This window comes from Chitinibacter sp. SCUT-21 (assembly GCA_041874755.1).
In the GTDB taxonomy this organism is placed as follows: domain Bacteria; phylum Pseudomonadota; class Gammaproteobacteria; order Burkholderiales; family Chitinibacteraceae; genus Chitinibacter.
Genome location: CP102611.1, coordinates 2,918,507 through 2,933,485 on the forward strand (window position 1 = coordinate 2,918,507; position 14,979 = coordinate 2,933,485).

Genomic DNA, 14,979 nt, shown 5'->3' on the forward strand with positions numbered 1-14,979 from the left:
AACGGGTCTAGTAGCAATTGCTAATAATTAGCGCAATTATAGTAGATTGCTGCCCGTTTCGTCGGTTTAGTCGCGGAAATTACCGCATTGCAATGGGAAGTCGATCTTAGTACGCACTAAGGCAATCACTTGTTGCAAAGTATCGCGATCTTTACCGCTAATGCGCAGCTCTTCGCCCTGAATTGCTGTTTGCACTTTGAGCTTTGAGTCTTTGATTTCTTTAATGATCTTGGCGGCTAGTTCGCGATCAATGCCGTCTTTAATTGTTAGCACTTGTTTGGCTTTATTGCCCGATACTTTTTGCACATCGCCTTGTTCCAGACGCTTGCTGCTATCCGGTTCTTTCTTTTCCAGCGCCGGGAAAACGATGTCTTTGATTTGATCGAGCTGGAAATCGGAGTCGCCATGAATGGTGATCAGTTTGTCTTTTTCGTTCAATTCAACTTTGGCGCTAGTGCCTTTAAAGTCGTAGCGGTTGACGATCGTTTTTTGCGCAATATCGATCGCGTTTTTCAAAGCTACCATATCGGTTTCAGACGTAATGTCAAAAGAAGGCATGTTTGATTCCTCGCGGGGATGAAATGACAAAAAGGCAGGCGAGAATCTCGCTGCCTTTTTTGAAATATTTTAGACGGCTTTACTGCAAGCCGCCGAATTGCTGTATCAGCCGAAATGGCAAACGTAGTGCAGAGTTTCTACCGTTTCGATTTCGAAACTAGAATTGCCAGGTACGTTGAAAGATACGCCTGCGCCGTATTCAGTTGCAGTGCTTTCGCCTGCTAGCTTAACACGGCATACCCCTGCAACCACTTCCATGATTTCAGGTGCGCCGGTGTTGAAAGTCAGCGTTGATGGCAAGATCACGCCAACAGTTTTTTTGCTGCCATCAGCAAAAACGACAGTGTGGCTAACGCATTTGCCGTCAAAGTAAACATTACCTTGTTTCAAAACCGAAACATTATCAAATTGGCTCATTACTTAAATCCTTGATTGATAAAGCAAGTAGCTTCACGCACGTGACTGTAGCTGACGTGAAAACACTTGCTGAATTATTTATTTAAAACTTCGGTCAAAATGGTTTTGGCGATAAAACCCAACATGCCAAAGCCAAGCGCAAAAAACAGCACCAAAGTGCCGTATTTGCCCGCTTTTGATTCTTTGGCCAGATTGTAGATAATAAAGCCCATATACAGAATCAAGCCGGTACATAAAATGCTGGTCGAGAGCGTGGTAAACGTCTCTTCATCCATATTGATGATGGCTTCAAGCATAGCGATCGCTTCTTTCTCATGGTTTTAGGTTTACCCCAAACCATGACTTATTAAACAGTGCAAAGTTCATCGCCGATCGCGCCGAGTACGGCTTGGCGCGATGTGCGATTTTTTGCAGATTACTTATTATTCATGCGACCAGCAATGCGCATACGCAATGCGTTCAGCTTGATAAAGCCGCCCGCATCAACTTGGTTGTACGCGCCGCCATCATCGTCAAATGTTGCGATATTCATATCGAACAATGAGTTGGTTTTCGAATCGCGGCTCACGACGATTACATTGCCTTTGTACAGCTTCAGGCGTACCCAACCATTGACGGTTTTTTGCGTTTCGTCGATCAGCGTTTGCAGTACTTTACGCTCTGGCGACCACCAGTAGCCGTTGTAAATCATGCTGGCGTAACGTGGCATCAAATCGTCTTTCAAGTGGGCTACTTCGCGATCCAGTGTGATCGATTCGATCGCGCGGTGCGCTTTCAGAATGATCGTACCACCTGGTGTTTCGTAGCAGCCGCGTGATTTCATGCCGACGTAACGGTTTTCTACCAAGTCCAGACGGCCAATACCGTGCTTGCCGCCCAATTCGTTCAATTTAGCGAGTACTGTCGCGGGTGACATACGCACGCCGTTCAAGGCCACGATATCGCCTTGCTCGAATTCAACGTCAAGGTATTCAGCTGCGTCAGGCGCAGCTTCTGGGCTCACGGTCCAACGCCACATGCTTTCTTCTGCTTCAGCCGATGGGTTTTCCAGGTGACGACCTTCAAACGAGATGTGCAGCAAGTTCGCGTCCATTGAGTAAGGCGCGCCGCCGTTTTTGTGTTTCATGTCGACTTCAATGCCGTTTTGCTCGGCATAAGCCATCAATTTTTCGCGGCTGAGCAAATCCCATTCGCGCCATGGGGCGATGATTTTAACTTCTGGCATCAAGGCGTAAGCGCCCAATTCGAAACGAACTTGATCGTTCCCTTTACCGGTTGCGCCGTGGCTGATCGCGTCTGCGCCAGTTTCACGTGCGATTTCGATCAAACGTTTCGCGATCAATGGACGCGCAATTGAAGTGCCGAGCAGGTATTCACCTTCGTAGATGGTGTTAGCGCGGAACATTGGGAATACGAAGTCGCGAACGAATTCTTCACGCACGTCGTCGATGTAAATGTTTTCTGGCTTGATGCCGAATTTCAATGCTTTTTGACGGGCAGGTTCCAGCTCTTCGCCTTGGCCCAAGTCAGCAGTGAAAGTCACCACTTCACATTGGTAAGTGTCTTGCAGCCATTTCAAAATAACCGAGGTATCCAAACCACCGGAATAAGCCAGAACTACTTTTTTTACATCAGACATGAAAGAACCTCGATTACGTCAATCAAATTACTAGGATGAGTCTCACGCGACTATTCGTTTAGTCTAACGCCAAGCGCAAGCCAAAGCTCACAAATAGCGTGCCAATCAGTTTACTTAATAAGGTTTTTAGCCAGCGCACCCCAGAGAGGCGGCGCGACAGCGCGCTGCCGGCCAAAATTAAAGTGGTAAGATAAGTAATGCTAACCACTTGCACAATCAAGCCCAGCACGGCAAAGCTTTGCCACACGGCGGGATAGTTCGGGTCGACAAATTGCGGGAAAAAAGCCATGAAAAACAAAATGGCTTTTACATTGACCAGCGAAATTGTCAGCGCCGAACGGAATGCATGTTTGGGGTCGGCTTTTTGTGGTGCTTGTTCGCGAGTTTGGCTTGGGGTATTGCTTGCTAGCAAAGCCTTAATGCCGATCCAAACCAAATACCCCGCACCTAAATAGCGCACTACGTCAAAAGCAACGGGGTGGGTTTTCATCAGTGATGCCACGCCCAACACGGCGGCCAGCATCAAAATCAAATCGCCCACTACGATACCCGCGGCAGCAGCAAAGCCGGCTTTGCGCCCGCGCGTTGCTGCTGTGGTGAGTGCAAATAGCGAATTAGGGCCCGGCGCTAAAATAATCAGCACCGTGCCTAATACATAAGCCCAAATGTCGACGATCCCAAACATTGGCTTTAGTCGTCTACACGGCCAAGCAGTAAGAACTCAATCACCGCTTTTTGTACATGCATGCGGTTTTCTGCTTCGTCCCACACCACGGATTGCGGGCCGTCGATGACTTCTGGATCGACTTCTTCACCGCGGTGCGCAGGCAGGCAGTGCATAAACACGGCGTTGGCTTTGGCTTGCAACATGACTTTTTCTGAGACTTTGTAGTTCAGGAAGTCTTTCTTGCGTTGCAGCGTTTCGCGCTCATAACCCATTGAAGTTGATACGTCGGTGGTTACGATGTCGGCATCGCGCGCGGCGCTGTAAATATCGCGGAACATTTCAAAATGCTCAGAACCGTAGGTTTCGCCATCCAAGACCGTCATTTCATAACCGGCAGGGCAGGCTAGATTGAGCTTGAAATTAAAGATTTTGGCCGCTTGCAACCACGTGCGGCTCACATTATTTGAGTCACCAATCCACGCTACGGTTTTACCTTCAATCGAACCGAAACGCTCAACGTAGGTAAAAATATCGGCCATGATCTGGCAAGGGTGGTATTCATTGGTCAGTCCATTGATCACCGGTACGAGCGAATTTTCGGCAAAGCGATCAATGATCGATTGCTCGTAAGTACGCACCATCACAATATCAACCATGCGGCTAATGACTTTGGCCACGTCTTCAATCGGCTCGCCACGACCCAATTGCGTATCTTTGGATTGAAGGAACATCGCGTGTCCACCCATCTGGAACATACCAGCTTCGAATGAAACACGGGTTCGGGTAGACGATTTTTCGAAAATCATACCCAGCACTTTGCCAGTGAAAGGCTGATACAGTTGGCCTGATCGCAAGCGAGCTTTAAGTTTTGCCGCGCGTTCGAACAAGTATTGGTATTCTTCAAGAGTAAAATCGCTGAACTTCAAATAATGGCGCATCGGATTGTGTCCCGAGCCGTGTTTTTTAGCGACGGCTCAAATGGCTGAAAAAACGAACATTATTCAGTGTTTTACCCATTTCTGGCAAGTACTGATCAATTGTGAGCAAATTGCAATAGTGACTTGTACTAGTTGGTGCAGTGCTACAAATGTCAACGTGAAACCTGCGCTCAATGCTATAATCGGCACATTGGTGATCGGCCCAAAGCAGCCGTGTTCAAATTCATTTACGCTTGGCACCCTTATGATCTGTAATCCGTACGAAATTATCATTCAGGGAATCACGAGTTCTGGTCGTGAATTTCGCCCCAGTGATTGGGCAGAACGTTTGTCTGGGATCTTATCTACGTTTGGCGTCGATCAAAAATTATCTTACGCGCCCTTTGTTCGCCCGATGGTGCACAATAATGTGCGCTGCGTTGCGGTGGATCGCCAGCTCGAAAAAGTGGACCCGCGCGTGTATGAATTTATTATGACGTTTGCGCGGGATAACGATCTGCAAGTGGTGGACTGTCGCTCCCTAATCAAAGGGATTGAGCGCTAAGCGTTTCATATCTCATTGTTTTTAGAAATCAGCTAGCCAATCCGAAACTGAATGTTTCCGATTGGCTTTTTTGCGTTTAATCAAAATTATTTCGTGAATTGTTTCTTGCTGCGACGCAGCATTGGGCTTATTCTGATAGACAGCAACCATGCTGCAATGCAGGGTTATTTTTTGTCTAGGGGAAAACCATGAAACTCAAAGATAAAGTAGCGATTATTACCGGTTCGGCTAGTGGTATTGGTGAGGCGACGGCTGTTCGTTTTGCCGCTGAAGGTGCAAAAGTAGTGGTATGTGATGTGAATCAGGCTGGCGTTGATGCGGTGGTTGCCAACTTGAAAGCCAGCGGGGCTACTGCATTAGGTTTTGTGGTGGATGTCACCAAAAAAGACACGATTGTGGCCATGGTCGATGCCGTGAAAGCGCAATGGGGCCGTGTGGATATTTTGGTCAATAACGCCGGCATTACGCAAGACGCGCAGCTGTATAAAATGAGCGATGAGCAGTTCGATCGTGTGGTTGATATTAATTTAAAAGGTGTTTACAACTGCACCAAGGCCGTAGTCGACACGATGATTGAACAAAACTACGGTGTGATTTTGAATGCATCATCAGTGGTGGGCGTGTACGGCAATTTTGGTCAAACCAATTATGCCGCGACTAAATTTGGCGTGATCGGCTTTGTGAAAACATGGGCCAAAGAGCTGGGTAAAAAAGGTATTCGCGCCAACGCGGTTTGCCCGGGTTTTGTCGCCACGCCGATGGTGAAAGCGATGCCAGAAAAAGTACTGCAAGGCATGGAGGAGAAAGTACCGATGAAGCGCCTAGCGCAACCGTCGGAAATTGCCAGTGTGTATGCGTTCTTGGCGTCGGATGACGCGAGCTACATCAATGGCGCTGCGATTGAAGTAACGGGCGGTTTGACCTTGTAATCAGCCGCTGGCAGTGTTCAATAAAAAAACCCGCTTTGTGCGGGTTTTTTTTATTAGGTATTGCTTGCAAGCTTAGTGCTGTATTTACTTGTAATGATATACCTAGTAGGTAGCGTTGCCTTCCCAGCGGATCTTCCATTGCCCGTTTTCGGGTTGCCAATACAGGCGTTTACGCATTTTGTTTTGCAGATTATTGCTTTGATAATCTTGCTCAAACGTTGCAACCATTTGATCGTCGCCGCCGGTTATGCTGAAAATCGATAAATCATTGAGCTGCACTTTGGTCCAGGTTTTACTGCGGTTCACTTGCTCTTTTTGCGAGCGCCACGTGGCTAAGTTTTGCCCTTCGCCGCTGATAAAATGATTGCCGTAGAAATTCAGGTATTGTTCGGTATTGAGCGTTTCCCACGCACTTTCCCATTGCCCCATCAGCAACTTGGCCGCATGGTGACGTTTTTTCCAGTCGGCGCGGCTGAGCCATTCCACTTTGGGCGTTACAATCACTGGCGTAGTGCCGATTTGCAGGTATTCGGCGACGTTCAGCATCTCTTCGTTGGTCAATACCACGCAGCCATTCGATGCTTGTGGTGCCCGCGCGTAGGTGGCGGCTGGGCTGCCGTGCAACCAGATGCCTGAACCGGTTTTGCGATTACTTTTATCTAGCTCGTTCGGGTAAGAAATTGGCCACGCGCCTACGCCATACAGATCGGCGAGTTCGCCATAGGTTTTATCTAGTAGCGGGCGGGGTAGGTGTTTATAGACAAAATAAACGCCAATCGGCGTGCGCTGATCGCCTTCGACAAATTTGCCCGTCCCCAGTTTGCCCACCGTCACATAATGGTCTTTCACCATTTTGGGGGTGCCATTATCGTTAGCAAAAACATAGAGCCGTGAGGTTTCGGCATCGACCAAAACTGCGTATTTTTGCTGCGCGTTGAACATCAAAATATTCGCAGGCAACAAATCGGGCGGGGTTGGCATATTGCGATAATTGCTACGCACCAAGGCTTCGTTACGCAATTCCGCCAATCGTTCGGCGATAATTTTTTGCTGCTCTGCCAATAATGCCGGGGCTGCCGCACCAATATCGCTGAGCGGCATCGCACGCATCGCATATAAATCGGCTTTTAATAAATGGGCCAGACGGTAATTGGGTTTTTCTTCCAGTAATGCATCCACGGTGGCGCGCGCATCGGGTAGGTTGCCAGTGCGTATCGCGTCAATTGCCGCCAAAATCCGCTCTTCTGGGCTGCCTTGCGCAGCTTGGCCGACTTCATCACCGCTAAGTTTAAAATAATTGCTCTGTGAATCCGTCATCAACGGTTGCGCGGCAGGCGCGAGCAAGAGCAATGCAACCAAGCAAAGCGCTCGCTTGGTGCGACGTTTCAATCTAGGCATTCAAAAAACCGCAAGCTGTGGCGTATATAAAAACTGGAAACTCAAATTAGCCACCAATACGTTCTTCACGAATCAGCCAACGGCTGCCCGATTTTTCCATGATCAGCGTTTTGCCGGTGCTGGTCGATAGGCGATCAGATTTATAATCCTGACGGAAGCGCACTTTGGCGGTTTTCTCGTCAATCATTTCTACTTTGATATCACGCAGATTCACATCAATCGATTTTGGCCCGCTGATTTTCGCCTCGCGATCTTTTTCCCACGCGCTACGTCCGCCCGGTGCTTTGAATGATTTGGCGTAGCTATTGATATAGCCATTTACATTCTGGCGGCTCCACGCGCTTGCCCAGCCTTCTACGCTGGCAATCACTTGCTGGCGAGCTGCGCTATCCGATTTTGGTGCTTCCGTTGGTGCCGCGGTTGGCTTGGCTGTTGGCTTCGCCGTTGCAATTGGGGCTGTTGTTGGTTTCGCGGTCGCTTTTGGTGCTGCAGTTGGCGCGGCGCTTGGTACTGGTGTCGGTTTGCTCGTTGGCACTGCCGTTGCAGCAGCTTTGACTGGTGCAGTTGGTGCCGCCGTAGCTGCGCTTACAGGTCTGCTTGGCGCTTTGTTGCCTGGCTGGCTAAATAAAGAGCCCACCAGTTTTAATTTGGTTTGAACTTGCGCATTGCCGCCTTCCAGTTGCAAGGCTTTATCGTAGGCTTGTGATGCGAGGCGGGCGTATAAATCGCCCATGTTTTCATGCGCAATCGCGTAGCTCGGGTTGGTTTGAATTGCCAGTTGTAAAGCGCCACGCGCTTTATCAAATTGCCCTTTGTTGGCGTAGAGCACCGCTAAATTATTATATGGCTCTGGCAGTTGCGGATAATCTTCCGACAACTGAGTAAACGCCTTAATCGCTTCGTCGGTGCGACCCATCTCGCTCAAAGTAATACCGCGCAAGAAACGCAGTTGGGCGTCTTTCGGCGTTTTGAGCAGTGCTTTGTCGGCACGTTCTAGCGCTTGCGGGAATTGTTTGGCGCGAATCAGTTGCTGAATGTCCTCACTTTCGCCCGCATAAGTTGCCATTGAAAAGAACAGGGGCAAGGCGACGATGATAGAGCGTAGTGCAGACATTGGCATTCCGAATGAAGTAGGGGTTACGGTAAACTGCGCAGATTCTATCAAAATTTCAAGCGTTTGCCTGTATGAACCTGCCGCCCGCGATCACCAGTGTAGTGTTATTAGTTGCGTCTAATGTTTTTATGACATTTGCGTGGTATGCGCATTTGCGCGATGGCACAAGCAAACCGTGGTTTCTCATGGCCTTGATGAGCTGGGGCATCGCGTTTTTCGAATATATGTTGCAAGTGCCCGCTAATCGGATCGGCTATCAGGTTTACAGCTTGGCGCAGCTGAAAATCATGCAAGAGGTGATTACCTTAAGCGTATTTATCCCGTTTGCGGTGTTGTATATGAAGCAGCCATTTTCGATGAATTACGTCTACGCCGCGCTGTGTATGGTAGGGGCGGTGTATTTTATGTTTCGCGGTTAATGGGGTATTGGTAGCTTAGTTAATATTGAATTGATCTGCAGTTATATACGTGGCTAGGTATGCATGGTGTGCGCTAAGCCTACGCCTAGGTGATAAGCGCATTCACGCATTCATCAGTTCTCCGTTATAATGCCGTGTTCTGGAAAGGAGTACTTATGCCTATCTACGCTTATCGCTGCGCTGCTTGTGGTCATGCTGACGAACATATGCAAAAAATGTCCGACGCGAGTTTAACGCAATGCCCAGCTTGCAATACCGAGCAATACGAAAAACAAGTCACCGCTGCCGGTTTTCAATTAAAGGGCAACGGTTGGTATCAAACTGATTTTAAAAATAAATCAGCGCCAAGCAACTAATTATTAATGCGGTTTTCACCTTCAGGAATGTTGTGACCACTTTCTTTAAGCGCTACATGCTGACCGGTTTGCTGATCTGGATCCCAATGGCGATTACGCTGTGGGTGCTCAGCACACTGATTGGGACGATGGATCAACTGGGTGCATTTTTGCCCAACGAAGTTCGCCCCGATTACTGGTTGCTCAAAGCCTTATCGAGCAGTTTCCCATTCCTGAATGGCACCAAGCACATCCCCGGTTTTGGCGTGATTTTAACCGTGTTGGTGTTGCTGACCACCGGCATCATCGCCACCAATATGATTGGTCGTCGCCTGATGCAATTGGGTCAGAGGCTGCTGAATCAAATTCCGATCGTGCGCTCGATTTATAACGGCGTAAAGCAAGTATCGGACACGCTGTTTTCTGATTCGGGCCAAGCGTTTCGCAAAGCGGTGTTGGTGCAGTTCCCGCATCAAGGCACCTGGGCGGTAGGGTTTCAAACGGGTACGCCCGGCGGTGAAATCGGTGAAAAATTGGATGGCGACTTGATTTCGGTGTTTGTGCCGACCACGCCCAATCCAACATCGGGCTTTTTGTTTATGGCGCGTAAAGCGGATGTCAAAGAGCTGGATATGAGCGTTGATGACGCGCTGAAGTATGTGATTTCGATGGGCGTCGTGATGCCCACCGCCAAGGCGGTGACCTATCCCGAAGCCTCAAGCCTGAATATCGGCGAAGCAAGTGCAGCCCCGGCTGCAAAAGATTAACTGTAGATATGTAATTGGCCAAAAGTTTTCGCACAAGGCGGCGAAGCCGAAGATAGTACCCACGTACAGCGAGGCGAGCCAACGAAGGACGGAAACTTTTGCCTACCTATTTAACGCGCCCAGCCGCAAGGTGGGCGTTATTGATTTAGTTTGAATTAGGGAAATGCAATGCGTACTAATTACTGTGGTCTGATTAACGAGCAATACCTCGGCCAGACTGTAACTTTGCAAGGTTGGGCTCATCGTCGTCGTGACCACGGTGGCGTGATTTTTATCGACTTGCGCGACCGTGAAGGCATCGTGCAAGTGGTCGTAGACCCAGACACCCCAGACGCATTTGCGACCGCCGACAGCGCGCGTTCTGAATATGTATTGGAAATCAAAGGTATCGTTCGTGCGCGCCCTGAAGGCACCACTAACGCGAAAATGATTTCTGGCCAGATCGAAGTGTTGGCCAAAGACATCATCATCTTGAATAAAGCCGAAACGCCACCGTTCCAGATCGACGACGAAAACCTCTCTGAGAACGTGCGTTTGACCAACCGCGTGATCGACCTGCGTCGCCCGACGATGCAACGCAATCTGCGTTTGCGTTACCAAGTGGCTTTGCTGGTGCGTAACTTCCTCGACACCAAAGGCTTTATCGACATCGAAACACCGATGCTGACTCGCAGCACGCCTGAAGGCGCGCGCGATTACCTCGTGCCATCTCGCGTACACGACGGTCAATTCTTTGCCTTGCCACAATCGCCACAGCTGTTCAAACAATTGTTGATGGTGGCGGGTTTCGATCGCTACTACCAAATCACCAAATGCTTCCGTGACGAAGACTTGCGCGCTGACCGTCAGCCAGAATTCACACAGATCGATATTGAAACTTCGTTCCTGAACGAAGAAGAAATCATGAGCCTCACCGAAGAAATGGCGCGCCACGTCTTCAAACAAGCCATCAACGTTGATCTGGGCGAATTCCCACGCATGGCGTATGACGACGCGATGTTCTACTACGGCTCGGACAAACCGGACCTGCGCGTTGACTTGAAATTCACCGAACTGACCGACGTGATGAAAACGGAAGAATTCAAAGTCTTCCGTGGCGCGGCGGACATGGACGGCGGCCGCGTCGTTGGCTTGCGCGTACCAGGCGGCGCAGTAATGAGCCGTAAAGACATCGACGACTACACTAAATTCGTCGGTATCTACGGCGCGAAAGGTCTGGCCTACATCAAGGTTGAAGACGTTAACAACATCACCAACGGCGAAGACTCTGGCCTGAAAGCGCCTATCGTCAAGTTCCTGTCGGTTGAAGCGCTGAAAACCATTATCGAGCGCACTGGCGCGCAAAATGGCGACATCATCTTCTTTGGCGCGGACAAACGCAAAGTGGTGGACGAAGCGATCGGCGCATTGCGGATCAAGATCGGTCACGAGCGCGGCGAAGAAGGCGGCTACTTCACCAAATCGTGGAAACCATTGTGGGTCGTTGACTTCCCAATGTTTGAATACGACGAAGATGGCAAACGCTGGAACGCCTGCCACCACCCATTCACATCGCCAAAAGCGGAACACCTCGAGCTACTCAAAACCAATCCGGGCGCCTGCAAAGCACGCGCTTACGACATGGTCTTGAATGGTTGGGAAATGGGCGGGGGCTCGGTGCGTATCCACCAAGCGGACGTACAATCAACGGTATTTGACGCACTCGGCATCGGCGAAGAAGAAGCGCAAAACAAATTCGGCTTCTTGCTCGACAACCTGAAATTCGGCGCGCCTCCACACGGCGGTTTGGCCTTCGGTCTGGATCGCTTGGTTACATTGATGACCGGCGCCGAATCAATCCGCGACGTGATCGCCTTCCCGAAAACGCAACGTGCGCAGTGTCTGTTGACCAATGCACCCAATGCGGTGGACGAGAAGCAATTGCGTGAATTGCACATCAAATTGCGCAATCCGCCAGTGATTGAGTAATTGGCTTTGTAGTTTGAGATGATAAAAAAGACCGCCGATGGCGGTCTTTTTTGTTTTGGGTATGTCGGTGTGGTTATTGCTAGTATTGGGCTGGCTATACATACCTTGGTTGGTATATGAAGGTTGGCGTGTCTTCAACAAGGGTGGCAATACGCCAGGGGATGTCGGTTTATTTGAATTAGTGCTTTTGTCTACTAGCCCTAGGGCTCTTAACTTCTAAGCTGCTGTTTTTTCGGAAAGGGAGGTGCGCATCAGTAGTTCTTTGAACCAGCCTAGATCTTGTAAATTGATCAAATCAGGGTCTTTTTCGAGGTGGTCGCGATCTGGTAAATTGCCAGCATCTTCGCTTAGTTTAAGATATTTCATAGCTTCCTCTATTTCTCCTTGAATTGCATTCCAGCATGCAAGGTTGTAATAACCTTCGTGGCCTGCGGCCAGGAGGTGCTCTTTTGCAGTACTTAGCTTCTGTGTACGCTCTGCCCCTGTCAAAACGTGCGACCAGCCCATGAAGAAGTTACCTAGTGAATCTGAAATTGCCAGATCGTTTGGGTCTAGCGCGCTAGCATTTTTTAGTTTCTCAAGTGCTTCGTCATAAAGTTGCTTTTGTTGTGCTTTATCCTCTAAATTTTTTGCCAGCGAAGCTAATGCGTCTGCCCAGCAAGATAACGTCTGAATATCATTGGCTCTCAAACTGTCAGCTAGAGTGTATTTTTCGATTGCCTCTGAGTACAGTTTTTGTTGCTCTTCTCCATTTGATTCCTCAGCCCAGGTACTAAGTGCCAAACCCCAGTTGTGATAGCTTGCCGCAGATTTTTTTAGAAACGCTGCATTCTGATACGCTTCGCATATTTCTTTGGATGGGGATTTTGTATTTTGTAAACAATGTCCCAGGTTAAACCATACGCTAGGGTCATCGCCCTCAATAAATCTTAGTGCGCGCCAATGAGGTAATGCGTCATGCCATTTTTTCGCTTTATATAAATCCCACGCCTCTTGAATTAAATGGGCGACTTGAGGTGGGCGCTCATTTTTTAACTCCTCTAGTATTTCACGCTGCTGTTCTTCAGACATTTCTTTAGTCGGAATTGCCGCTACTTTTTGATGGCCATCCTTTACCAAATTATCAAGTGCCGAGGTGTGTTCTTTTGCCAATTCGAGTTGTTTGCTTGCTTCATCGAGTTTTTGGGCGATGACTTTCAAATCGGACTCCAGTTCTTGCCTCCGATTACGTCCCATTAAATAGGGGATTGCAAGACCTGCTCCGGCAATCACAAAGCCTACTACGCCAGTAAATAAACTTAGATGTGACTCCCACCAATCAATAGATTTTCTGCTAGTTTCAAACCAATTCTTTTGTTGTTCTAAATCGAATTGCCGAGCTTGTTGCAAGGCAATTATTTGAGCGTTCTGATCTTGAAGTTTGTTGCTTAGATCATTTTTAATTTTTTCTATTTCTAATTGCTGTTTTGCTGTAAATGGCTCAATGTCAGCTTTTTTGGCGAAAGCACACGGTGTGAATATGGATAAATAGATAATTATACTTGCGATGAGGTGACGCATGATCGAGGCGGTTTGATTGGAAATGGTAAGTTATGAGTCTACCTTAGCTGCCGTTGGGCGGCTACCGCGTAAATACGCTATTTTCTCCGCCGTTAGCGCCGTAGGGCGTAATCGCCGAAGGCATTACGCCGCAAGCAAATCTGGCTGGCGTATTGCCGCTTTGCGTCGAATACGCCCTACATTTTGAGGTTTTTGCGCCGTTGGCGTGATGTTTTCAATGCGTGTTCGATTGCCTTAATTCTTCTGATTTCGTGTCGCGGTATCTTTTGGCTTGGGTTGGCGGCTGTGCGCCGCGGCACTCACTTCTCTTTTCGCTGCGAGAAGATAAGCAAGAGAAGGCGACCCGGGCGAAAAGCGCTCCGCGCTGCCCTTGCTTCGTCGTGAGCCAAACGAAAAAGCCGTTCGTCTCACTCCTCGCCGCGGTTTTCGCTACACGGGAATTCAAGCCCCTGATCGATCCGCGTGGCATATACATGCCATGGTGTTGCTCTGAAGGTTAATTTGGGGTTGATTTTCATCGATATACACATGCTGTCTTTGTAGGGTCGGCTTTAGCCGGCCTTTTTTGATCGTGCGCGGTCGGCTAAAGCCGACCCTACTGTTGCTGCTGATTAGAACGGATTGCCGTGGAGCCGCGCCGCTTGAAAATGACTCGGCGAGGCATGGTGGAGCTTGGCAACTTGTTGCCTTAGCGGAGACTGTGGCCTTGGGGCATTTTAAGCCGCAACCTGTTTGCGACCGAAGGAAGTCCAGACGGAAGCTGCGCGACGGTAGCGCGCAGCGAGTTTTGCGGCGCCTCGTCGTGGCTTTTTCAAGCGGGGTTTCGCGGCGATCGGGCACGCGAGGGTTGCAAGGGACGGAGCAAGACCCGTCCCTTGCCGGCCTTAGGCCGCGGCCTTCGCTAAGGCGGCAAGCCGCCAAGCTCCGTCGCGTCGTCTGGTGGGCGAAGCCGCCGGTTCACCGCCTGCGCAGCAGGCCATGCAGTCCTGTTAAAGGCTTAATCATTGTGATTTTGCTGCTTCAAATCCAAGCAGCTGCCGCCATGTTGCACGATCCAGCGTGGGATTGTTGTTGCTAGCACTATCAATTGCCCATTCTGCCAATTGGCGGCTCGATAGTTGTGCTGTCTGAAGTTGAGTTAGTTTTTGAGAGCACAGCTCGGTTTTGTTTTCGCATTGCCATTCTTGATTTAGCCACTGCACAAAATCGATATTGGCGGAGCATTGGCTCGCAATAGTCGGATGGCTGTTGTTGCAAATGTCTGCCCAGTTAATGGATTTAAGTAGACATTCCTGACTTTGATTGACGATGAGCTTGAGCGTTTGAATTTGATTACTTAGTTTGATTGTTTCAGTTTGCGAGCTCAATGCATTTGTATCTATTGTGGTCGATGCATTTAGGGGTTGCGCAATTTGCATTAATCCTTGCATCGTTCTGAGATCTAGTTGCCACTGCTGCAGACGCGTCGTTGGGTTGAGTAAAACAGCGCAGCTTCGATCTTTCTGTGCCTGTTGTTCCATTAAGGGGATGAGCTGCTCTGCAATTTTTGGGTTGCTAAATAGCTTTCCAATATCTACCGCATAACACGGCGCAGACAAAACCAAGACAATCACAAGAGGCGCTTTCATCGGGCTATTTCCACTTTATTTGACGGACAAAGGCTGCGTTCATTTGTGCGCTGCAAGAAGCCATTTTTTGATTAATCGTGTTTTTTTTGCTGATAGTA

At 49.0% G+C, this 14,979-nt stretch carries 16 protein-coding genes; 6 read left to right on the plus strand and 10 right to left on the minus strand.

The features are described from left to right. Window positions 1-66 precede the first annotated feature (66 nt). The 6 genes from NT239_13600 to argF form a co-directional block, all read right to left on the minus strand. On the minus strand, window positions 67-558 hold the full coding sequence (locus NT239_13600) for a YajQ family cyclic di-GMP-binding protein (GenBank protein XGA70790.1): 492 nt from the start codon (window positions 556-558) through the stop codon (window positions 67-69). Window positions 559-663: 105 nt separating this feature from the next. Beyond that, a complete protein-coding gene (locus NT239_13605; protein XGA70791.1) occupies window positions 664-975 on the minus strand; it encodes a pyrimidine/purine nucleoside phosphorylase in 312 nt (103 codons plus the stop codon). Window positions 976-1,049: 74 nt separating this feature from the next. Further along, entirely contained in the window at window positions 1,050-1,271 is a 222-nt protein-coding gene (locus NT239_13610) for a DUF2788 domain-containing protein (protein XGA70792.1), read from the minus strand. A 119-nt stretch (window positions 1,272-1,390) separates the two neighbouring features. After that, window positions 1,391-2,614, minus strand: a complete 1,224-nt coding sequence (locus tag NT239_13615; GenBank protein ID XGA70793.1) for an argininosuccinate synthase — start codon at window positions 2,612-2,614, stop codon at window positions 1,391-1,393. A 58-nt stretch (window positions 2,615-2,672) separates the two neighbouring features. Next, window positions 2,673-3,299, minus strand: a complete 627-nt coding sequence (gene leuE, locus NT239_13620; protein XGA70794.1) for a leucine efflux protein LeuE — start codon at window positions 3,297-3,299, stop codon at window positions 2,673-2,675. Window positions 3,300-3,304: 5 nt separating this feature from the next. Next, window positions 3,305-4,219: an ornithine carbamoyltransferase gene (gene argF / locus NT239_13625; GenBank protein XGA70795.1), complete on the minus strand. Its 915-nt coding sequence runs from the start codon at window positions 4,217-4,219 to the stop codon at window positions 3,305-3,307. Window positions 4,220-4,463: 244 nt separating this feature from the next. Between argF and NT239_13630 the strand changes: the two genes are divergently transcribed. Both NT239_13630 and fabG read left to right on the plus strand, forming a co-directional pair. Next, window positions 4,464-4,763 (plus strand): DUF3579 domain-containing protein, encoded by a 300-nt coding sequence (locus tag NT239_13630; protein ID XGA70796.1) that lies wholly within the window; start codon window positions 4,464-4,466, stop codon window positions 4,761-4,763. Between the two features lie 188 nt (window positions 4,764-4,951). Continuing rightward, window positions 4,952-5,692 (plus strand): 3-oxoacyl-ACP reductase FabG, encoded by a 741-nt coding sequence (fabG, locus tag NT239_13635; GenBank protein XGA70797.1) that lies wholly within the window; start codon window positions 4,952-4,954, stop codon window positions 5,690-5,692. A 102-nt stretch (window positions 5,693-5,794) separates the two neighbouring features. On the opposite strand, the gene NT239_13640 is transcribed toward fabG, so the two are convergent. Continuing rightward, window positions 5,795-7,090 carry a L,D-transpeptidase family protein gene (locus tag NT239_13640; protein ID XGA70798.1) on the minus strand — a complete coding sequence of 432 codons (1,296 nt, stop codon included), beginning with the start codon at window positions 7,088-7,090 and terminating at the stop codon, window positions 5,795-5,797. Window positions 7,091-7,136: 46 nt separating this feature from the next. Next, complete coding sequence (locus NT239_13645) at window positions 7,137-8,204, minus strand: tetratricopeptide repeat protein (GenBank protein ID XGA70799.1); 1,068 nt, start codon at window positions 8,202-8,204, stop codon at window positions 7,137-7,139. A 71-nt stretch (window positions 8,205-8,275) separates the two neighbouring features. Between NT239_13645 and NT239_13650 the strand changes: the two genes are divergently transcribed. From NT239_13650 to aspS, 4 genes are all read left to right on the plus strand, one after another. Beyond that, window positions 8,276-8,623 carry a DMT family protein gene (locus NT239_13650; GenBank protein ID XGA70800.1) on the plus strand — a complete coding sequence of 116 codons (348 nt, stop codon included), beginning with the start codon at window positions 8,276-8,278 and terminating at the stop codon, window positions 8,621-8,623. Between the two features lie 155 nt (window positions 8,624-8,778). Then, on the plus strand, window positions 8,779-8,979 hold the full coding sequence (locus tag NT239_13655) for a zinc ribbon domain-containing protein (GenBank protein ID XGA70801.1): 201 nt from the start codon (window positions 8,779-8,781) through the stop codon (window positions 8,977-8,979). Between the two features lie 32 nt (window positions 8,980-9,011). Continuing rightward, window positions 9,012-9,725 carry a DUF502 domain-containing protein gene (locus NT239_13660; protein ID XGA70802.1) on the plus strand — a complete coding sequence of 238 codons (714 nt, stop codon included), beginning with the start codon at window positions 9,012-9,014 and terminating at the stop codon, window positions 9,723-9,725. A 168-nt stretch (window positions 9,726-9,893) separates the two neighbouring features. Then, entirely contained in the window at window positions 9,894-11,693 is a 1,800-nt protein-coding gene (gene aspS, locus NT239_13665) for an aspartate--tRNA ligase (protein ID XGA70803.1), read from the plus strand. A 216-nt stretch (window positions 11,694-11,909) separates the two neighbouring features. Here the strand turns inward: aspS and NT239_13670 are convergent, their stop codons facing one another. Further along, entirely contained in the window at window positions 11,910-13,253 is a 1,344-nt protein-coding gene (locus tag NT239_13670) for a hypothetical protein (GenBank protein ID XGA70804.1), read from the minus strand. Window positions 13,254-14,254: 1,001 nt separating this feature from the next. Beyond that, the gene (locus NT239_13675; GenBank protein ID XGA70805.1) at window positions 14,255-14,881 is read right to left on the minus strand and encodes a hypothetical protein; all 627 of its coding nucleotides are present in this window, start codon (window positions 14,879-14,881) and stop codon (window positions 14,255-14,257) included. Between the last annotated feature and the right edge of the window lie 98 nt (window positions 14,882-14,979).

What these genes read in the sequence shown, in the direction of transcription:
- NT239_13630 (XGA70796.1), top strand. Translation starts at nt 4,464, where the DNA reads ATGATCTGTAATCCGTACGAAATTATCATTCAGGGAATCACGAGTTCT.
- leuE (XGA70794.1), bottom strand. Translation starts at nt 3,299, where the DNA reads ATGTTTGGGATCGTCGACATTTGGGCTTATGTATTAGGCACGGTGCTG.
- fabG (XGA70797.1), top strand. Translation starts at nt 4,952, where the DNA reads ATGAAACTCAAAGATAAAGTAGCGATTATTACCGGTTCGGCTAGTGGT.
- NT239_13655 (XGA70801.1), top strand. Translation starts at nt 8,779, where the DNA reads ATGCCTATCTACGCTTATCGCTGCGCTGCTTGTGGTCATGCTGACGAA.
- NT239_13650 (XGA70800.1), top strand. Translation starts at nt 8,276, where the DNA reads ATGAACCTGCCGCCCGCGATCACCAGTGTAGTGTTATTAGTTGCGTCT.
- NT239_13640 (XGA70798.1), bottom strand. Translation starts at nt 7,090, where the DNA reads ATGCCTAGATTGAAACGTCGCACCAAGCGAGCGCTTTGCTTGGTTGCA.
- argF (XGA70795.1), bottom strand. Translation starts at nt 4,219, where the DNA reads ATGCGCCATTATTTGAAGTTCAGCGATTTTACTCTTGAAGAATACCAA.
- NT239_13645 (XGA70799.1), bottom strand. Translation starts at nt 8,204, where the DNA reads ATGTCTGCACTACGCTCTATCATCGTCGCCTTGCCCCTGTTCTTTTCA.
- NT239_13615 (XGA70793.1), bottom strand. Translation starts at nt 2,614, where the DNA reads ATGTCTGATGTAAAAAAAGTAGTTCTGGCTTATTCCGGTGGTTTGGAT.
- NT239_13675 (XGA70805.1), bottom strand. Translation starts at nt 14,881, where the DNA reads ATGAAAGCGCCTCTTGTGATTGTCTTGGTTTTGTCTGCGCCGTGTTAT.
- NT239_13670 (XGA70804.1), bottom strand. Translation starts at nt 13,253, where the DNA reads ATGCGTCACCTCATCGCAAGTATAATTATCTATTTATCCATATTCACA.
- aspS (XGA70803.1), top strand. Translation starts at nt 9,894, where the DNA reads ATGCGTACTAATTACTGTGGTCTGATTAACGAGCAATACCTCGGCCAG.
- NT239_13610 (XGA70792.1), bottom strand. Translation starts at nt 1,271, where the DNA reads ATGCTTGAAGCCATCATCAATATGGATGAAGAGACGTTTACCACGCTC.
- NT239_13605 (XGA70791.1), bottom strand. Translation starts at nt 975, where the DNA reads ATGAGCCAATTTGATAATGTTTCGGTTTTGAAACAAGGTAATGTTTAC.
- NT239_13600 (XGA70790.1), bottom strand. Translation starts at nt 558, where the DNA reads ATGCCTTCTTTTGACATTACGTCTGAAACCGATATGGTAGCTTTGAAA.